The following is a 14531-nucleotide window of genomic DNA, read 5'->3' on the forward strand; positions in this document are numbered from 1 at the left end:
GCATAATCGCCCGGCAAAGACTCCATGAAAAACATCGTCATTCTGATATCTGGCACAGGCTCCAACATGGCTGCCATCGTGCGTGCTGCTGAACACGAGCGCTGGTCTGAGCGCCTGGGCGTTCGTGTGGCGGCTGTGATCAGCAACCGGCCAGACGCCATGGGCCTTCGAATGGCCAGCGACTCAGGCATTGCAACAGCAGTAGTTGATCACAAAGCCTATGAGGGGCGAGAAGCGTTCGATGCGGCTCTGCGTGCCACAATTGATGCTTATGACCCTGCATTGCTGGTGTTGGCCGGTTTCATGCGCATTCTTACTCCGGCGTTCGTAGCTCAGTATGCGGGACGCATCGTCAACATTCATCCTTCGCTGCTGCCGGCCTTCCCAGGGCTGCACACGCACCAGCGCGCTATAGATGCAGGCTGCCGCGTGGCGGGCGTCAGCGTGCATCTGGTCACGGCGGAACTCGATCACGGGCCTATCTTGGCGCAGGCTGCAGTGCCTGTGCTAACCGGCGATACCGCTGATACGCTGGCGGCTCGAGTATTGAGTCAGGAGCATTTGATTTACCCGCGCGCGGTGGCTGATTTGCTGCAAACCTTATAAATACTTTTTAAAAGAATTAAAAAGTATTCACAAATGGACGTATTTTGAATGCGATCCATGCATTAAAGAGTTATTGACGAATGTCTCCCAAGGTTCTCCTTTCCTCTACCACCGAGCTATTGCGGCTGGCGCTGACGTTCGCGCACCCGTTCGACGCCGTGGTGCAGCGTTTCTTTCGTGAGCAGCGCACCCTTGGTCCGCGCGAGCGAGCGGTGGTGGCTGACGCCGCTTATGCCGTGCTGCGCCGCAAGCGCTGGTTTGATCACTTGGCAAACAGCGGCAAGGGACCGCGCGAGCGGCGTCTGGCGCTTCTGGCCCTTGCGCTGCAAGAGCCGGAGGATGCCAGTCGGTGGGCCTCCCTTCTGGAGGGCGATGAGCCCGATTGGTTAGTGCGCGCCGTACAGGCTGCAAAAGCGCCTCTGTCTGAGTGGCCCGCGGAGTGCCGCCACAATCTGCCTGATTGGCTGGTGGAGCGTTTGCAAGCTCAGGTGGGTGAAGAGTTCCTGCCTCTGGCCGATGCTTTACTGACGACCGCGCCGCTTGACTTGCGCGTCAACGTCCTGAAGGAAAAGCGCCCTCAGGTCATAGCGGAGCTGGCGGACCAGGCCATTGAATGCATGCCCACCGCCTATTCGCCCTGGGGCTTGCGTTTGCAAGGTAAGCCTTCGCTTGCCAAGCTGGATGCATACCAGCGAGGCGCTATTGAAGTCCAGGACGAAGGCTCTCAACTGCTGGCGCTGCTGCTCGATGCGCGCCGTGGCGAGATGGTCGCAGATTTTTGCGCCGGTGCCGGGGGCAAAACCCTCGCCATTGGTGTCGCTATGCGAAATACCGGAAGGCTATATGCCTTCGACACTTCGGCCCATCGGCTGCAGGCGCTTCAGCCGCGTCTGGCCAAGAGCGGGCTGGATATTGTTTATCCCAGCGCCATTGCCCATGAGCGAGATGAGCGTCTTGCTCGCCTGGCTGGCAAGATGGACCGCGTACTGGTGGATGCGCCGTGCTCGGGCCTTGGCACGCTTCGTCGAAGCCCGGACCTGAAGTGGCGCACGTCCCTGGCTGAGGTGCAAGCGCTGCAGCAGCGTCAACTCGTCATCCTTTCGGCGGCGGCGCGCCTTCTCAAGCCTGGTGGCAGGCTGATTTATGCCACTTGCAGCCTTCTTGAGGAAGAGAACGAAGCTTTGGCGCTGTCGTTTGGCGCGGCCAACAGAGGCTTCTCGCCGCTGGGCGTGGCTGAAGTCCTGAACGGCTTGCGAGTTTCTCAGGCCGAAAACCTTTGCTCCTCAGATGGCCAATACCTTCGCTTGTGGCCCCACCGGCATGGCACGGATGGTTTTTTTGCGGCCGCCTGGACTCGTCATTAATTGCGTACGTTCGTGCTTTTCATTGATTTTTCTCATCAAATGCTGCAAATCTGATGTAAATGCGGGAGCAAAGTCTTCTTCTGGTCATGGAATAGGTTTATTCCCGAGAGATAAACTTATAAAATAGAACTTTTCTGGCAGGCATTGCTCCAAACGCGGGAATGCAGATTTTTATGTCAGCCCGCGCCGGTGGCGTACCTTGATCCTCGCTGGCGGCGAGAATCGTTTTGTAAAGACCCCCTTTTTTTATGACGCTTCTTTTCGACTCTCCGTTGGTGAATGGCGCTCTGGACGTGCTGGCTAACGGCGTACTTGATTTTTCCTGGTGGCAAGTGCTGCTGGTTGGGCTGCTGTTCACGCACATCACCATTGCCAGCGTGACCATCTATTTGCACAGGCATTCTGCGCACCGCTCACTGGATCTGCATCCTGCAGTCCAACATTTCTTCCGCTTCTGGCTGTGGATGACCACAGGCATGACCACCAAGGCGTGGACAGCGATTCACCGCAAGCACCACGCAAAGTGCGAGCAGGAGGAGGATCCCCACAGTCCGCAGATTTACGGCCTGAAGAAAGTCATGTGGGAAGGTGCGGAACTCTACCGGGCTGAGTCCAAGAACCAAGATACCCTGAACCGGTATGGTCATGGGACGCCAGACGATTGGCTCGAACGCAATGTCTACCTCAAGCACTCGGTGGTGGGCATTAGCCTGATGATGATCATTAACGTGACACTCTTCGGTGCTCTGGGCGCTGCGGTGTGGGCTATGCAGATGGCATGGATTCCGTTCTGGGCCGCTGGTGTGGTCAACGGCATCGGTCACTTTTGGGGTTATCGCAACTTCGAGGCGCAAGACGCCAGCACCAATTTGACCCCCTGGGGCATCATCATCGGTGGTGAAGAGTTGCATAACAATCACCATACCTATCCCACTTCGGCCAAGTTTTCGGTCAAGCCTTATGAGTTTGATGTGGGCTGGCTCTATATCACCTTGCTCTCCAGTGTAGGTTTGGCTAAAGCCAAGAAAACCGCACCTCGCCTGGCTTACGGTGAAGTGCGTCCTGTGGCTGATGAGAAAACGCTGGAAGCCGTTATTGCACATCGCTACGAAGTGATGGCAGGGTACGCTCGCCAGATGCGCGATCAGCTTGCCAAAGAAGTGGCCGCACTGAAAGCCGGTGCCGTGGATGCCCAAATCGTTAAGGCTGCCACGCGCTGGCTGCACCGCGACGCAGAAAAAGTGCCTGCAGCTGCTGCAGAGAAGCTCACACAAGCTCGTGCCGCCTGGCCGGTGCTGGACAAAATGGTCACCATGCGCGAGGAACTGCGCCAGATCTGGTTGAACACTGGTCGCAATCGCGAGCAGCTCACGGGTGATCTGCAAGCTTGGTGCAAGCGCGCTGAGGAAAGCGGTATTGCGGAGTTGCGTGAGTTCTCCATGAAGCTGCGAGCAGTTCGCGTGGCCTGATTCACGCCCTCGCAAAGCGTTGACGTTCTCAAAAGCCCGGCTTGCCGGGCTTTTGTTTTTTCCGGCATTGGCATGCCAGAATCTCAGGATGAATAGCTTTGACATTGTCATCATCGGCGCAGGTATGGCGGGGGCTTCGCTTGCGTGGCGATTGGCGGGACGGGGATCGTCCGTGCTCCTGCTTGAGCGCGAAGCGCAGCCGGGCTATCACAGCACGGGTCGGTCTGCGGCTTTGTTCATGGAGAGTTATGGCCCGCCTCAAGTGCGCGCATTGACACGCGCCAGCAGAAGCTTTTTTCTCCACCCCCCGCTGGGGTTTACCGATGCGCAGCTGATGCACCCTCGTGGGGCGATGCATGTGGCCATGCATGGTCAGGAAGCCGCGCTGGCGGCGCTGCATGATGAGCTGATTGGTGCTTGCCCCGATCTTCAAACGCTAGATGCTGCGCAAATCCTGGAACGTGTTCCGGTACTGCGCCCGGATCTTGTGGCCAGCGCTTTGTACGACCCTCACGCCCAGGACATGGACGTAGATGCCATTCATCAAGGGTTTTTGCGCGGTGCTCGGGCAGGGGGAGTGATCTTGCAGACCGGCAGGGCTCCAGTGCGAGCTGTGTACGAGAGAGGGCTCTGGTCCATACAGTTTGAAACTGGAGAGCCAGTTCAAGCGGCTCGCGTGGTCAACGCCGCTGGCGCCTGGGCCGATGAGGTAGCGAGCTTGTTTGGCGCCGCCCCCATCAATATAGAACCTCGCCGGCGCAGTGCTTTCACCTTCAGTCCACCAGAAGGTGTCAATGCGTCTACCTGGCCTGCGGTGATCAGTGTGAGTGATGGTTGGTATCTCAAGCCCGATGCCGGACAGATACTGGGGTCTCCAGGCAATGCTGACCCAGTAGCGCCACATGACGTGCAGCCTGAGGAGCTGGACATTGCAATAGGCATCTATAGCATTGAGGAGGCGACCTCACTCACTATTCGCCGGCCCGCCAGCACTTGGGCCGGGCTGCGCAGTTTCGTAGCTGATGGCGAGATGGTGATTGGCTTCGATGACGTTTGTCCTGGATTTTTCTGGCTAGCCGCGCAGGGCGGGTACGGCATTCAGAGCGCTGCGGGTGCGAGCCAGTTGGCTGCGGCGCTGCTTGAGGAACGTGAACTGCCTCGGGAGCTGGTGGAGCAGGGTGTCGATCCTGCTGCGGTATCGGTCTTGCGCATGCGCTAGAGATGATCAGAGACCGGCCAGCGCGCGCAACCCATTCAGGTCCAAAAGATCCAATATACGCCCCGAACCGCTGATGAGTTGACGCTCACGCAAGTGGCGCAGCACCCGAGAAAGTGTTTCAGGGGCAATTTCCGGCGTTAGCCAGTGGGTCGAGTTCTAGCACTGCGCAACTGGCTTGGAGCCACGAAGGCCCCTCCACCATACCCATGCGATGAGTCGGTCATCGCCCTCCACCATGCCGAGTGCAACTCGTCCGGCATATCAAATTAAGGAGTGTTCAGACCAGTTGCTGGAGCCGCATCAAGGGGCTCGCCCAGATCCCTATACCAAGTTTCGGCCTATCCCGCAATGCGCCGATTGGGGGTTGCGTGTGTTAACGAAGTCTCCAAGAATGTGTTCAAAAATACATTTATTGACTAAGAGGCGTCTTCGCAAAACGATGACCATGTTTTGGAGCGGCTCGCGCTCGTTGCCCGTGGGGACTCTTATGCTTATGCGACTTCTGAACCGTGCCAAACCCTTCAGCACGCTGCTGGCAGGTGCGCTGATCTGGATGGCATCATGCACGTGGGCATGGGCTGCAGTGGTCAGCTACGACATCTTGCTGGACACCGATGCCAATTCGGCCACTGGGTGTACGGTCTCCACGCCGAAAGGAAATTTTCAGGGCGTCGAGCAGATCTTCTCCACGCAGGTCATCACCAGCACCACGGGTGCCAGCGTCACTGGAGTGACGCGTAGCGCCTGCGCCAGCGGTACATTCAGTGCGCCCCAGACCGTTGATGTTGGCGGCTGGCCAGTAGGCTTCGGTCTTGGTGTCGATGGCGTGGCTATCATCGAGACTTATGCTCCCCTGGCCTTGCTAGGCACCAGCGGCAACGTGCGCGCCGGCGTCGTTTCCCGCAGTGGGGATGATAGCGACGCCATCCTGGGGGTGGAACTCACGCTGGGCTCCGGCATCGGTACCGTTCCCATCCCCACCATCACACCACCCGTGCTGCTGCTGCTGGCCGCCGCCATCGCTTGGCTGGCTGGGCGCATGGTACGCCGGCGCGGGCTGGCTTCGGTGCTCATGCTGGGGTTCGTGCTCGCGGGGTCGGCCGGTGTCGTCTGGGCCGCCACCATCGCGCTCGATGGTTTGGCTGGAGATTGGGCTGGCCAGCAACCGCGAGCGACCGCGCCCAAGGGCGATGCACCTGTCAACGTAGACCTCACTGCTTTGTGGTTCACAAAAGATGGCACGCGGGCGTACTTCCGCATTGATGCCGATGTAGTGGTTGCAGCACCCGCCCTGACACTGGGTCCCTTGCCCGACCGCAGCATTCCGGCGGGCCAGCCTTGGTCACTGCGGCTGGCGGCTGATGCAACCGACCCCACCGCCAGCCTGAACTACCAGATCACACAAGGCCCGGCCGGCGCGCAATTGGCGCCCGAGCCCATGCTGCGCTGGACGCCCACCCCGGGCCAGGCTGGCACGGTGCACTCCTTCACCGTGGCCGCCACGGATGGCACGCGCACCGCGCAGGCCACCTTCAACGTCACGGTCACCGCGCCGGTCAACCAACCCCCCGCGATCGACGATCAGGTCGATGAAGAAATCCCCGTGGGCAGTCAGTTCCAGCGTGCCATCAGCGCCAGCGACCCGGAGGGCGCCGCTGTCACTCTCACGCTGCAGAGCGGCCCGCCCGGTGCCAGCTTGAGCGGCACCACCCTGAGCTGGGGCGCCAATAGCCAACCCGATGAAACCGCCTTCGTCCTGCGGGCCAGCGATCCGCAAGGCGCCAGCAGCACGGCCCGCTTCTTCGTGCGCACACTACCGTCCGCGCCGCCCCTGGCGTTGAATGACGAATACACCGTGCGTCTGGGTCAGACGTTCACCCTCCCCGCCACAGGCGTGTTGAGCAATGATGTTGCCCCCTCTGGCGGCACGCTCACAGCAGGCAGAATCAGCAATCCCGACAAGGGCACCCTCAACGCCTTCAACGCCGACGGCAGCTTCACTTATCAGGCGCCTGCTGCGCTGCCGCCTGCACCGCCTTTCAAGATGGCGCTGGATTGGAGCGATCCGACGACTGGCGGCCTCCATGCCGACAGTGTTGTGGTCGCTGACCTGAATGGTGACGGCGTGCCTGATATCGTTCGCGCCGATTCGGCGTTCCAAAGACAAACGATCGCCTACAACGGGGCGAACGGATCAAAGATGTGGGAAACCGGGTGGCCTTTCTCGGGAATTGCTTCGGATTGCCAACTCTTCTTGGGTGGTAAACCGGTTCCTGTTGTCGCAGACATCGATGACAACGGCACACCGGAGGTGATGTTCCCAGTGGATTGCGGGCGTGATCACCCCACCATTAATTCAGGGGTGTTCAAGCGGGTGATCGCGCTGAACGGTGTGGATGGTACAGTGCGCTGGCTTTCTGATCAGATTGGCGATGGCACGCCTCCAGGCGATAGCGCGCTGCTCAACTACACCACATTGACGGTGAGTCGGCTAGAAGCCGGTGGCCCGGTGCTGGTGATGGGCGCGCACACCGAGTTGGATCCAAGCCCCAATACGGCCTGCCAATATATCGGCGGTGAAGTCGCACACAAGCGTTGCCGCCGCGTATTCGGGCTGGACGGGCGAGACGGCAGTCTTGTGCGCAACTGGTATGCCCCCGCCCCCGACTACACCGCCAGTTGGCCCGGGTATCGCACAACTAGCAACGGTATGTTCGAACCACCGTTCGTGTCTGATATTGATGGCGACGGGCACATCGAAATCCTGTACGAAGGCACCCTGTGGCGCGAAAACGGCACCTTCAACGGCACACTGGTGCGCCATTTTGACGGCACCATCACCGGCACGCCACAGCGCCGCGGCAGCCAGCAGTTCGGCGTGGGTGATCTTGACGGCGACGGCCGCGCCGAAATCGTCATTGCTGATCAAAACAACAGCCTGGTGCGGGCGCAACGTCCAGATGGCAGCCTGCTGTGGGAGACGGAGGTGAGCCACTGCTCATTCAGCTGCGTCGTGAGCATCGCCGACGTCGATGGAGATGGCGCTGCCGATGTGCTACTGGCGGGCGGAGCTCGGATAACCTTGCTCGATGGACTCGGACGAGTGCGGTGGGCCAGGAGCTTTATCGCCAACTATCCCCTTCAATGGTCCTATGGTTGCGCCAACCGTCCGGCCGTCTATGACCTGGATGGCGACGGTGTGCCAGAGGTGGTCGTCCGGGTCAGCAAGTACATCCGCGCGCTGCGGGGGGACACGGGCGAACTACTCGACGAATTGGAGATTCCTACTCCGAGTGGTAGTCTGAACCAAACCGCCTGTGGCTATTCAACGTCGGACGTCCGGGTTGTCGATCAGCGCGGTGATGGCGCGGCGCGGCTGGTATTTCCAAGTGCGTACGGCTTTGGCTTCGCGGTGCTCAAGAGCGCCAACGATCCATGGATGCCAGTACGCAAGCGCTATGGCTCCTGGGTCGATCAGCCCGGTGCGGTGACCGATAGTGGCCACGTGAATGTGGCTGGCCCCGCCCCCGGCATGGGTGGCCGCCCCAACGTGTTCGGCCAGCAGGTTCAGCAGGCCACGCGGGCCGATCTGCGCAACCGCGAACGCACATCGTTCACATACGAGGCCCGTGCCGGCACCCTGGCATCTGCGCCCGCCACCGTGCGCCTGAACCTGCTGCCGTCCAACGGTAAGCCACGCATCACCTCCGTGCCGCCAATGGCCTGGCAGGCTGGGGCACCCGCCAATTTCAGCTACAACCTGGCGGCAGTCGATCCCGATGCGGGCGACACCCTGACCTGGAGCATCGTGAGCTATGAGCCCATCAGTGCTGATAATCGTTATCAGCCCGTCATCAACCCCAGCACCGGCGCGATGACCCAAAACTATGCATCGAGTGAGCAGTACCTGTACACCGTGCGCGTCACCGACAGCCAAGGGGCTTACGCGGATCAGATGTTCAGCGTCAACTTCAGTGCTGCCGCGCGGGTGGCGGTCCCGAACGTGGTCGGCCAGAGCCGGAATGCCGCCTTCGCTTCACTGGCCGCCGTAAGGTTGTTGCCCGGTACCCTGAGCGAGCAGTTCAGCGACAACGTTCCGGTCGGAACAGTGATGATCCAAACGCCCGCCAGCGGCCAGGCTTCCGTCGGCGCCGGCATCCACCTGACCTTCTCCAAAGGCCCCGAGCCGCGCCCGGTGCCCAACGTAGTCGGCTCCCGGTTGGAGGCTGCAGGTGTCCTGCTGCCCACTCCCTTCTCGCTGGGCACTGTGAACCATGTCTATAGCAGCACCGTGGAGCAGGGGCGCATCCTCTCGCAACTTCCCGCGGCTGGTGAGCAAGCCGTACCCGGCGCGGTGGCGGTCACTGTCTCTGGCGGCACCGGCCTTTCGCTGCACCTGAACCGTGACTACAGCAGTGCCGATCTGCCGATTACCTTCACCGCGAAGGCGACCGCCCCCGATGGCAGCGCTCAATCGCTTCCATCGCCGATCAACTACAGCGTGACCGAGCTGATCACCCTGAGCGCTGGCCCGTTGCCGACCGTCAGCGGCAACCAGATCATCTTCGGCAACTCTACGCGCGGCAGTTTCCGCTTGACCGCCAGCGGCGGCGGGCGCACCACCAGTATCAACTTTGCCGTCGGCCCGCCAGCGGCGGGCGGCGAAGCATCGCCGATGGTCGAATACGTGCAGCTGATGCAAACCCTGCAAGGTGTGTACGACCTGATGGAGCAGGCTAAGGGGCAGGACGTGCCCACCGCCCGGGCGCTGCTCACGCAGGCGGTCAACCTGTGGCGCAGCTTCGACCGCGACGCGCTGCGGCTGACTTCGCCGATGGTGATTGAGGGAGGGTTCCTGCCCACGTTGGCTGACTTGACTGCCGCTGGCGTGGTGCCGGGGCCGCAGGATGCGCTCAATAAGCAAATGCTGCGCGAGAGCATCGCACCGCTGAAGGCGCTCACAGCCGGTTTGCGTGAAAGGAACACGCCGCTGACGCAGATCGACCTACTCGGTGCGGCCTTCGATACCAAGGCGCGGCGGGTCAGCGGCCTGGTGCCCAGCGAGTACGGCACCGTGCAGGCGGCGCCCGAATACACGCTGATCGTCTCTCACGCCATTCCTGACATGATGGATGCGTTGATGAACGACTTTGGCGAAGGGCTGGGTATCGGCCGTGAAACACGCCCGTTCCCGCTACTGAAGTCGTCGCTGGTGGAATCGTTGACCACTCTGGCGATTGACCAGGCGCTCTCCAAAGCCATGCCGCTGCTCGACAGCGCCAAGAAGTACGCCAGGGACATCCTCGGCCAAGCCGCTTATGGCGCGGCTGCAGTGGCGCTGGCCAACCATGCACGGCAGTTTCTGGGCGCACAGGAATTGATCGCGGTCGGCTCGGGTGCGTCGATGTCTATGCACGTGTTCGAATCGCCCTGGGCGTTCATCGAGGCCAGGGGGTTGGAGTGGGAATACACCGATCTCAATACGGTGGTGCTGCTCGGCCCGGATCTGTTGTCTGCCGCTTCCGACGCGGTCGACAAGATCAAGGCGGCCTGGAAAGCCACGCCGGGCAGCGCCTATACGAGTTCGAGCCAGATCAAGAAAGACATGAAGGAGTTGAAGGGCGCATTGCAGGGCGTGGTCGATGCCGCTGGTGCCGCTGCGGAAGTGGCTCAGCGCAGCTTCCAGGGCACTGACGAGGAGGCCGAAGCCTGCCTGTTCGACAGCCACCCGGATTGCACGCAACTGCTGTTCTCAGATGGCTTTGATTCGGTCTACCACTACACCGGCCCGACGGGAGGTACCGGCCTGGGCGGCCTGCCGGTGCCCATTACCTTCATCGTGCGCAACAACGTGAGCGGGCAACTCTACATCAGCACGCCGGTGTTCCTGCCCACGCCCAAGCCTTGATGAATTCAATGTAACCTGCACCCAATTGGACAGCACCTGGGCCGGGCTTCGCAGTTCCGTGCCTGATGGTGAGATCGTCATTGGTTTCGACGACGTCTGCCCAGGGTTTTTCTGACTGGCCGCGCAGGGCGGGTACGGCATTCAAAGCGCTGCGGGTGCGAGTCAGTTGGCTGCGGCGCTGCTTGAGGAGCGTGAACTCCCGCCGGAACTGGTGGAGCAGGGTGTCGATCCAGCCGCCGTCTCGGTGTTGCGCATGCGCTAGGAGGCTGTCGGACTTGGAGCGCCAATAGCGAAAATGGACCGCTGCGGTCCATTTGCTGCCGGCGATTTCCAAGTCCGATATTCTCCTGGAGAGGATCAGGGACCAGCCAGCGCGCGCAACCCATTCAGGTCTAAAAGATCCAGTACACGCCCCGATCCGCTGATGAGGTGGCGCTCGCGCAGATGGCGCAATACGCGCGAAAGCGTTTCAGGGGCAATTCCAAGTTGCGCCGCAATAGTGCACTTGCGCTGGCGTAGCAGCACGGCGAGCTTGTCGGGAGCGCCCGCAGTGGGTTCCGCATGGCGCAACAGCCATTCGGCGCAACGAGCTTCGGCGTCTTTGGCCAGGCGGCTGATGACGAGTTCAGCTTGCTGCCGATGCGCGAGTGACACATCACGCAGCACGGTCAACGCAGCGGGGGGAAGCTCTGCCAGACCGGCTTCGAAAGATTTCAGTGGCACGCGTTGCACTTGTACGCTGGTTTCGGCCACGGCGTCAGCCATGGGCGCAAGACCGAGTACGGCGCAACTGGCATTGAGCCACGATGGCCCCTCCACCATGCCCATTCGATGCGCCAAGGCATCTCCATCCACCATGCCCAGCGCAACGCGACCGGTAGCAAGATAGAGCACTTCCGACGTGGCGTCCGCACGTCGCATCAGCTGGGTGCCCGCCGGTAGTGTGCAGGTTTCACCCGGCCAGTCAAAAGACCTTAGGTTCAGCATGCCCCGACTTTGACGCGCGAAGCGGTTGGCGGCATTGATTCATATCAACTCGAACAATGATGTTTGCCTTGATCCGCTGGCAAGGCTTCAAATGTGAGCGTTGAACCGACTCTTTGAACGCGTTTTCAGGCCAGCCCCATGCCTCGTGCCCGCAGGGCTGCTTCCGCGCGGCTGCTGATATTGAGCTTGCGGTAGATGTTCTTGACGTGATCGCCCACTGTATGCCGGGATATGCCCAGCATTTCCCCGATGTCCGCGATACGCACGCCCTGGGCCAACAATCCCAAAACCTCGCGCTCCCTGGCACTGAGTTCCTCCTCTCCGGCAACAGCAGGCTGTGCAAGAGCGTGGGGCAGCTGAAAGTGGCGCAGCAGTCGCCGCGCGATGGCCGGCGATAGTGGTGGTTGGCCCTGCACAATGCCCCTCAACTGTGAAGCCAACCAGGGGATCGGGTGGTCCTTGAGCAGATATCCTTGCGCCCCGGCCTGCAGTGCCTGAAAAAGGTTCTCGTCATCGTCGTGAATGGTGGAGACCACGATGGCGCATGCGGGTTGGCGTTGGGCCAGCTGGAGAATGACGTCGCGGCCATGCCCATCGCCTAGAGACAAATCCACCAGTGCCAGCTCGAATGGCTGTGTCTCGATCAAAGCCAAGGCCTCGCGCACGCTGCGAGCCGTGGCGCAACGGACACCTTCAAAGGCCGTCTGAGTGGCGGCTTCGACGATGGCGAGTGCATCAGGTAAATCGTCTACGAGTAGTGCCTGCCTCATGAATGCTCCTGCGCGAGTAGCAGGGGCATCCGAACCATTAGTTCGGCCTGGCCCTGCACCGAAGTTCCAGTGTGGAGCTCACCACCATAGGCCTGCAATCGATGGCGCATGCCCTGTAGCCCACGGCCTTCAACCCAGCGGCTTGGTTCACCTACTGCGCCGTCGTTACGCAGGGTCAGGCTCAACTCGTTCGATATCAGGGCGATGGCAATTTCAATATGGTTCGGTCGCGCGTGGCGCAATGCGTTGGTCAGTCCTTCGCGCAGTGCACGCTCAATCACTGCCTTCTGGCGCGAAGGCAGGGTAGGAAGGGCATGACCCAAATCTGCGCTCCAGATTAACGCTACCTGGGCTGCCTCACAGCGCGCGCCGGCCTCGGCGCGCCAATCGGCGATGGCATCAGCCAGGGGCGTGTCCTGGGCATCCATGACGTGCAAAGCTGTACGCAGATCATGCATGGCGGCGCGTGCGAGCTCCGCCAATTCTGGGGACCCGGCGCGATGGATCAGCATGAGCAGGCGCGCGCCTACGTCGTCGTGCATGTCTCGCGCAATGCGGCGTCGTTCCTCGCTGGCCCCGCGCTCATAAGCGTCCCTGCTGGTTTGCGCCTGGTCCATCAGTTGGCACAAGCCATTCAAAAAGCCGGCATCTTTTGAGGAAAACAGGCGTTGTCCCCGGGAGGCGTAGCTCAAGCGCCTGGCGGCGATGCCACCGCAGGCGGGCACTTCAAGAGTGAGGCCTGTGTTGTTCAGTGTGGCTTGCTTGCCCGTGAAATCACTGCTTTCCAATTGCATGGGGTCATGAATACGGCGCAGAAGATCGTCCCACAGCGTTTCCTGTGTGGGACGAGAAGGTTGGAATGCGATGCGCACCACATCCGGCATCAGCTCTTGTACCTGGAGAGCCGGGCGGTGAGTGACCCGTTGCCACAACCATTGCCGCGCAGGAAAGTACAGCGCACCGCAAATCCAGAGCGACGCACCCAATGCAGTGCCTGCAGACCAATCGAGCAACACGATGAGCAGAGCGTCGACACCCACCACCGCCAATGCGCCGCCTATCCATAGCAGCATGCGCCAGGCCCATTCGTCGAGATCGAATAGACGATAGCGGCGCAGGCCGAGCGCGATGCCCACGTAGATGAGCAGAAAGAACCCGAATGCATAGCCCTGAGGAAGCGGAGCAAGCCATCCCAAAACTGCCGTGGCGATGATGAGCAAGATAAAAAGCCCACTGCCGGCAAGCAGTGAAAGACTGAGCCAGCGCAGGCTGGCGCGGGCCAGCGCATTCCCCCGGTTTCCATGCCACTGCAGGGCTGCCAGAGTGAGGGCTTGCAGCAGCATGGCGATGATCGCCGCGTGGCGACCCCAATGAGGGCTGGGTGTCAACCGCAGGAAGTCAGCCAGACACCACAGATTGAACACCACAAATGGCCAAACAATGTGCACGGGGCGCACCAGGGGCTTGGGATGCAGGAGAAAAATGCACCCTAGTGCGACACCGAATTGGGCCGTGCCGATGTAGTTCATCTGGCTGAGCCATTGGAACAACGAGCCCGGCAGTGCTAACTCTCGCGTGCTGTAGATAGCGGCTGGCATGACAAAGACTGGAAACGCGAGTCCTGTGATTCCAAACATGCGCGCTCCCCAGTCTTGAGGTCGCAGCACCCAGACCCAGCATGCGATCAAGCAGCCAGCGATCGAGACCGCTATCTGAAACCAGAACAGCAAGGGTAGATCGCTCAAGCCCCGTTGACGTGGCTTGATCACTGTAGTTTGTGGAGTGGCTTTTGGTGAGGATTGCCACTGCAACTCTACGGTAGGGCCGGTCAATATCCCGGCCATGGTGTCCTGGCGGGAAAGGAAGGTGTCCAGGCGGTCGTAAGTAGGCAGCATGTCCGGCTCCTCCATCACGTCCTCGGCGTTGAGTGCAAGAGCACTGCGCGCTGGCGAGGCGATGGAGATCAGCCGCGCCCCAACCGGAATGGGTTCAATTTGGCTGTCTGCAATGGTCACTATGTCGCCAGGCCCCGCTGCCAACCGCAATCCCATGGAAGGTGCCTTCAAGGACAGCCCCACCGCGAGCGCCATGGCCACCAGGCAATACGCCAGCGCTGCAAAAAGCCAAAGGGAAGGCGGTTGACTTGTCGAGGGTGAGCTCGGAGCTGCTGCTTGCATCTAACGGGGCTTCGGAAGTGGCGCTTGTTGG

General features: G+C 60.8%; 9 protein-coding genes and 1 pseudogene. 6 read left to right on the forward strand and 4 right to left on the reverse strand.

Annotated features, from left to right (window positions below; all coding sequences use genetic code 11):
• Nucleotides 1–24: 24 nt before the first annotated feature.
• The 4 genes from purN (at nucleotide 25) to G518_RS0130645 (ending at nucleotide 4658) form a co-directional block, all read left to right on the forward strand.
• Nucleotides 25–606, forward strand: coding sequence for a phosphoribosylglycinamide formyltransferase (gene purN / locus G518_RS0130630; RefSeq protein ID WP_028605722.1), 582 nt, complete (start codon nucleotides 25–27; stop codon nucleotides 604–606).
• 80 nt (nucleotides 607–686) lie between these two features.
• Nucleotides 687–1970 carry an RsmB/NOP family class I SAM-dependent RNA methyltransferase gene (locus G518_RS0130635; RefSeq protein WP_028605723.1) on the forward strand — a complete coding sequence of 428 codons (1284 nt, stop codon included), beginning with the start codon at nucleotides 687–689 and terminating at the stop codon, nucleotides 1968–1970.
• 248 nt (nucleotides 1971–2218) lie between these two features.
• Nucleotides 2219–3439 carry a DesA family fatty acid desaturase gene (locus tag G518_RS0130640; protein ID WP_036596622.1) on the forward strand — a complete coding sequence of 407 codons (1221 nt, stop codon included), beginning with the start codon at nucleotides 2219–2221 and terminating at the stop codon, nucleotides 3437–3439.
• An 88-nt stretch (nucleotides 3440–3527) separates the two neighbouring features.
• Entirely contained in the window at nucleotides 3528–4658 is a 1131-nt protein-coding gene (locus G518_RS0130645) for an NAD(P)/FAD-dependent oxidoreductase (RefSeq protein ID WP_028605725.1), read from the forward strand.
• Nucleotides 4659–4664: 6 nt separating this feature from the next.
• Here the strand turns inward: G518_RS0130645 and G518_RS40270 are convergent, their stop codons facing one another.
• Complete coding sequence (locus tag G518_RS40270) at nucleotides 4665–4787, reverse strand: helix-turn-helix domain-containing protein (protein ID WP_156909623.1); 123 nt, start codon at nucleotides 4785–4787, stop codon at nucleotides 4665–4667.
• Between the two features lie 358 nt (nucleotides 4788–5145).
• Between G518_RS40270 and G518_RS0130650 the strand changes: the two genes are divergently transcribed.
• Together G518_RS0130650 and G518_RS41220 are read left to right on the forward strand one after the other, a co-directional pair.
• The gene (locus G518_RS0130650) at nucleotides 5146–10566 is read left to right on the forward strand and encodes an FG-GAP repeat domain-containing protein (RefSeq protein ID WP_028605726.1); all 5421 of its coding nucleotides are present in this window, start codon (nucleotides 5146–5148) and stop codon (nucleotides 10564–10566) included.
• Nucleotides 10567–10600: 34 nt separating this feature from the next.
• Nucleotides 10601–10828 (forward strand): annotated as a pseudogene (locus G518_RS41220) (FAD-dependent oxidoreductase); the annotation flags it as partial.
• Between the two features lie 95 nt (nucleotides 10829–10923).
• Here G518_RS41220 and G518_RS0130660 read toward each other — a convergent pair.
• From G518_RS0130660 to G518_RS0130670, 3 genes are all read right to left on the reverse strand, one after another.
• The gene (locus tag G518_RS0130660; protein ID WP_028605727.1) at nucleotides 10924–11553 is read right to left on the reverse strand and encodes a Crp/Fnr family transcriptional regulator; all 630 of its coding nucleotides are present in this window, start codon (nucleotides 11551–11553) and stop codon (nucleotides 10924–10926) included.
• Between the two features lie 125 nt (nucleotides 11554–11678).
• The gene (locus G518_RS0130665) at nucleotides 11679–12323 is read right to left on the reverse strand and encodes a response regulator (protein WP_028605728.1); all 645 of its coding nucleotides are present in this window, start codon (nucleotides 12321–12323) and stop codon (nucleotides 11679–11681) included.
• Nucleotides 12320–14500, reverse strand: coding sequence for a sensor histidine kinase (locus G518_RS0130670; protein WP_028605729.1), 2181 nt, complete (start codon nucleotides 14498–14500; stop codon nucleotides 12320–12322). The genes G518_RS0130665 and G518_RS0130670 overlap by 4 nt, the downstream gene beginning before the upstream one ends.
• Between the last annotated feature and the right edge of the window lie 31 nt (nucleotides 14501–14531).

The organism is Ottowia thiooxydans DSM 14619, assembly GCF_000422885.1.
In the GTDB taxonomy this organism is placed as follows: domain Bacteria; phylum Pseudomonadota; class Gammaproteobacteria; order Burkholderiales; family Burkholderiaceae_C; genus Ottowia; species Ottowia thiooxydans.

Excerpts from the sequence above, each read along its gene's own strand:
- purN (WP_028605722.1), top strand. The coding sequence starts at position 25 with ATGAAAAACATCGTCATTCTGATATCTGGCACAGGCTCCAACATGGCT.
- G518_RS0130635 (WP_028605723.1), top strand. The coding sequence starts at position 687 with ATGTCTCCCAAGGTTCTCCTTTCCTCTACCACCGAGCTATTGCGGCTG.
- G518_RS0130640 (WP_036596622.1), top strand. The coding sequence starts at position 2,219 with ATGACGCTTCTTTTCGACTCTCCGTTGGTGAATGGCGCTCTGGACGTG.
- G518_RS0130645 (WP_028605725.1), top strand. The coding sequence starts at position 3,528 with ATGAATAGCTTTGACATTGTCATCATCGGCGCAGGTATGGCGGGGGCT.
- G518_RS0130650 (WP_028605726.1), top strand. The coding sequence starts at position 5,146 with ATGCTTATGCGACTTCTGAACCGTGCCAAACCCTTCAGCACGCTGCTG.
- G518_RS0130660 (WP_028605727.1), bottom strand. The coding sequence starts at position 11,553 with ATGCTGAACCTAAGGTCTTTTGACTGGCCGGGTGAAACCTGCACACTA.
- G518_RS0130665 (WP_028605728.1), bottom strand. The coding sequence starts at position 12,323 with ATGAGGCAGGCACTACTCGTAGACGATTTACCTGATGCACTCGCCATC.
- G518_RS0130670 (WP_028605729.1), bottom strand. The coding sequence starts at position 14,500 with ATGCAAGCAGCAGCTCCGAGCTCACCCTCGACAAGTCAACCGCCTTCC.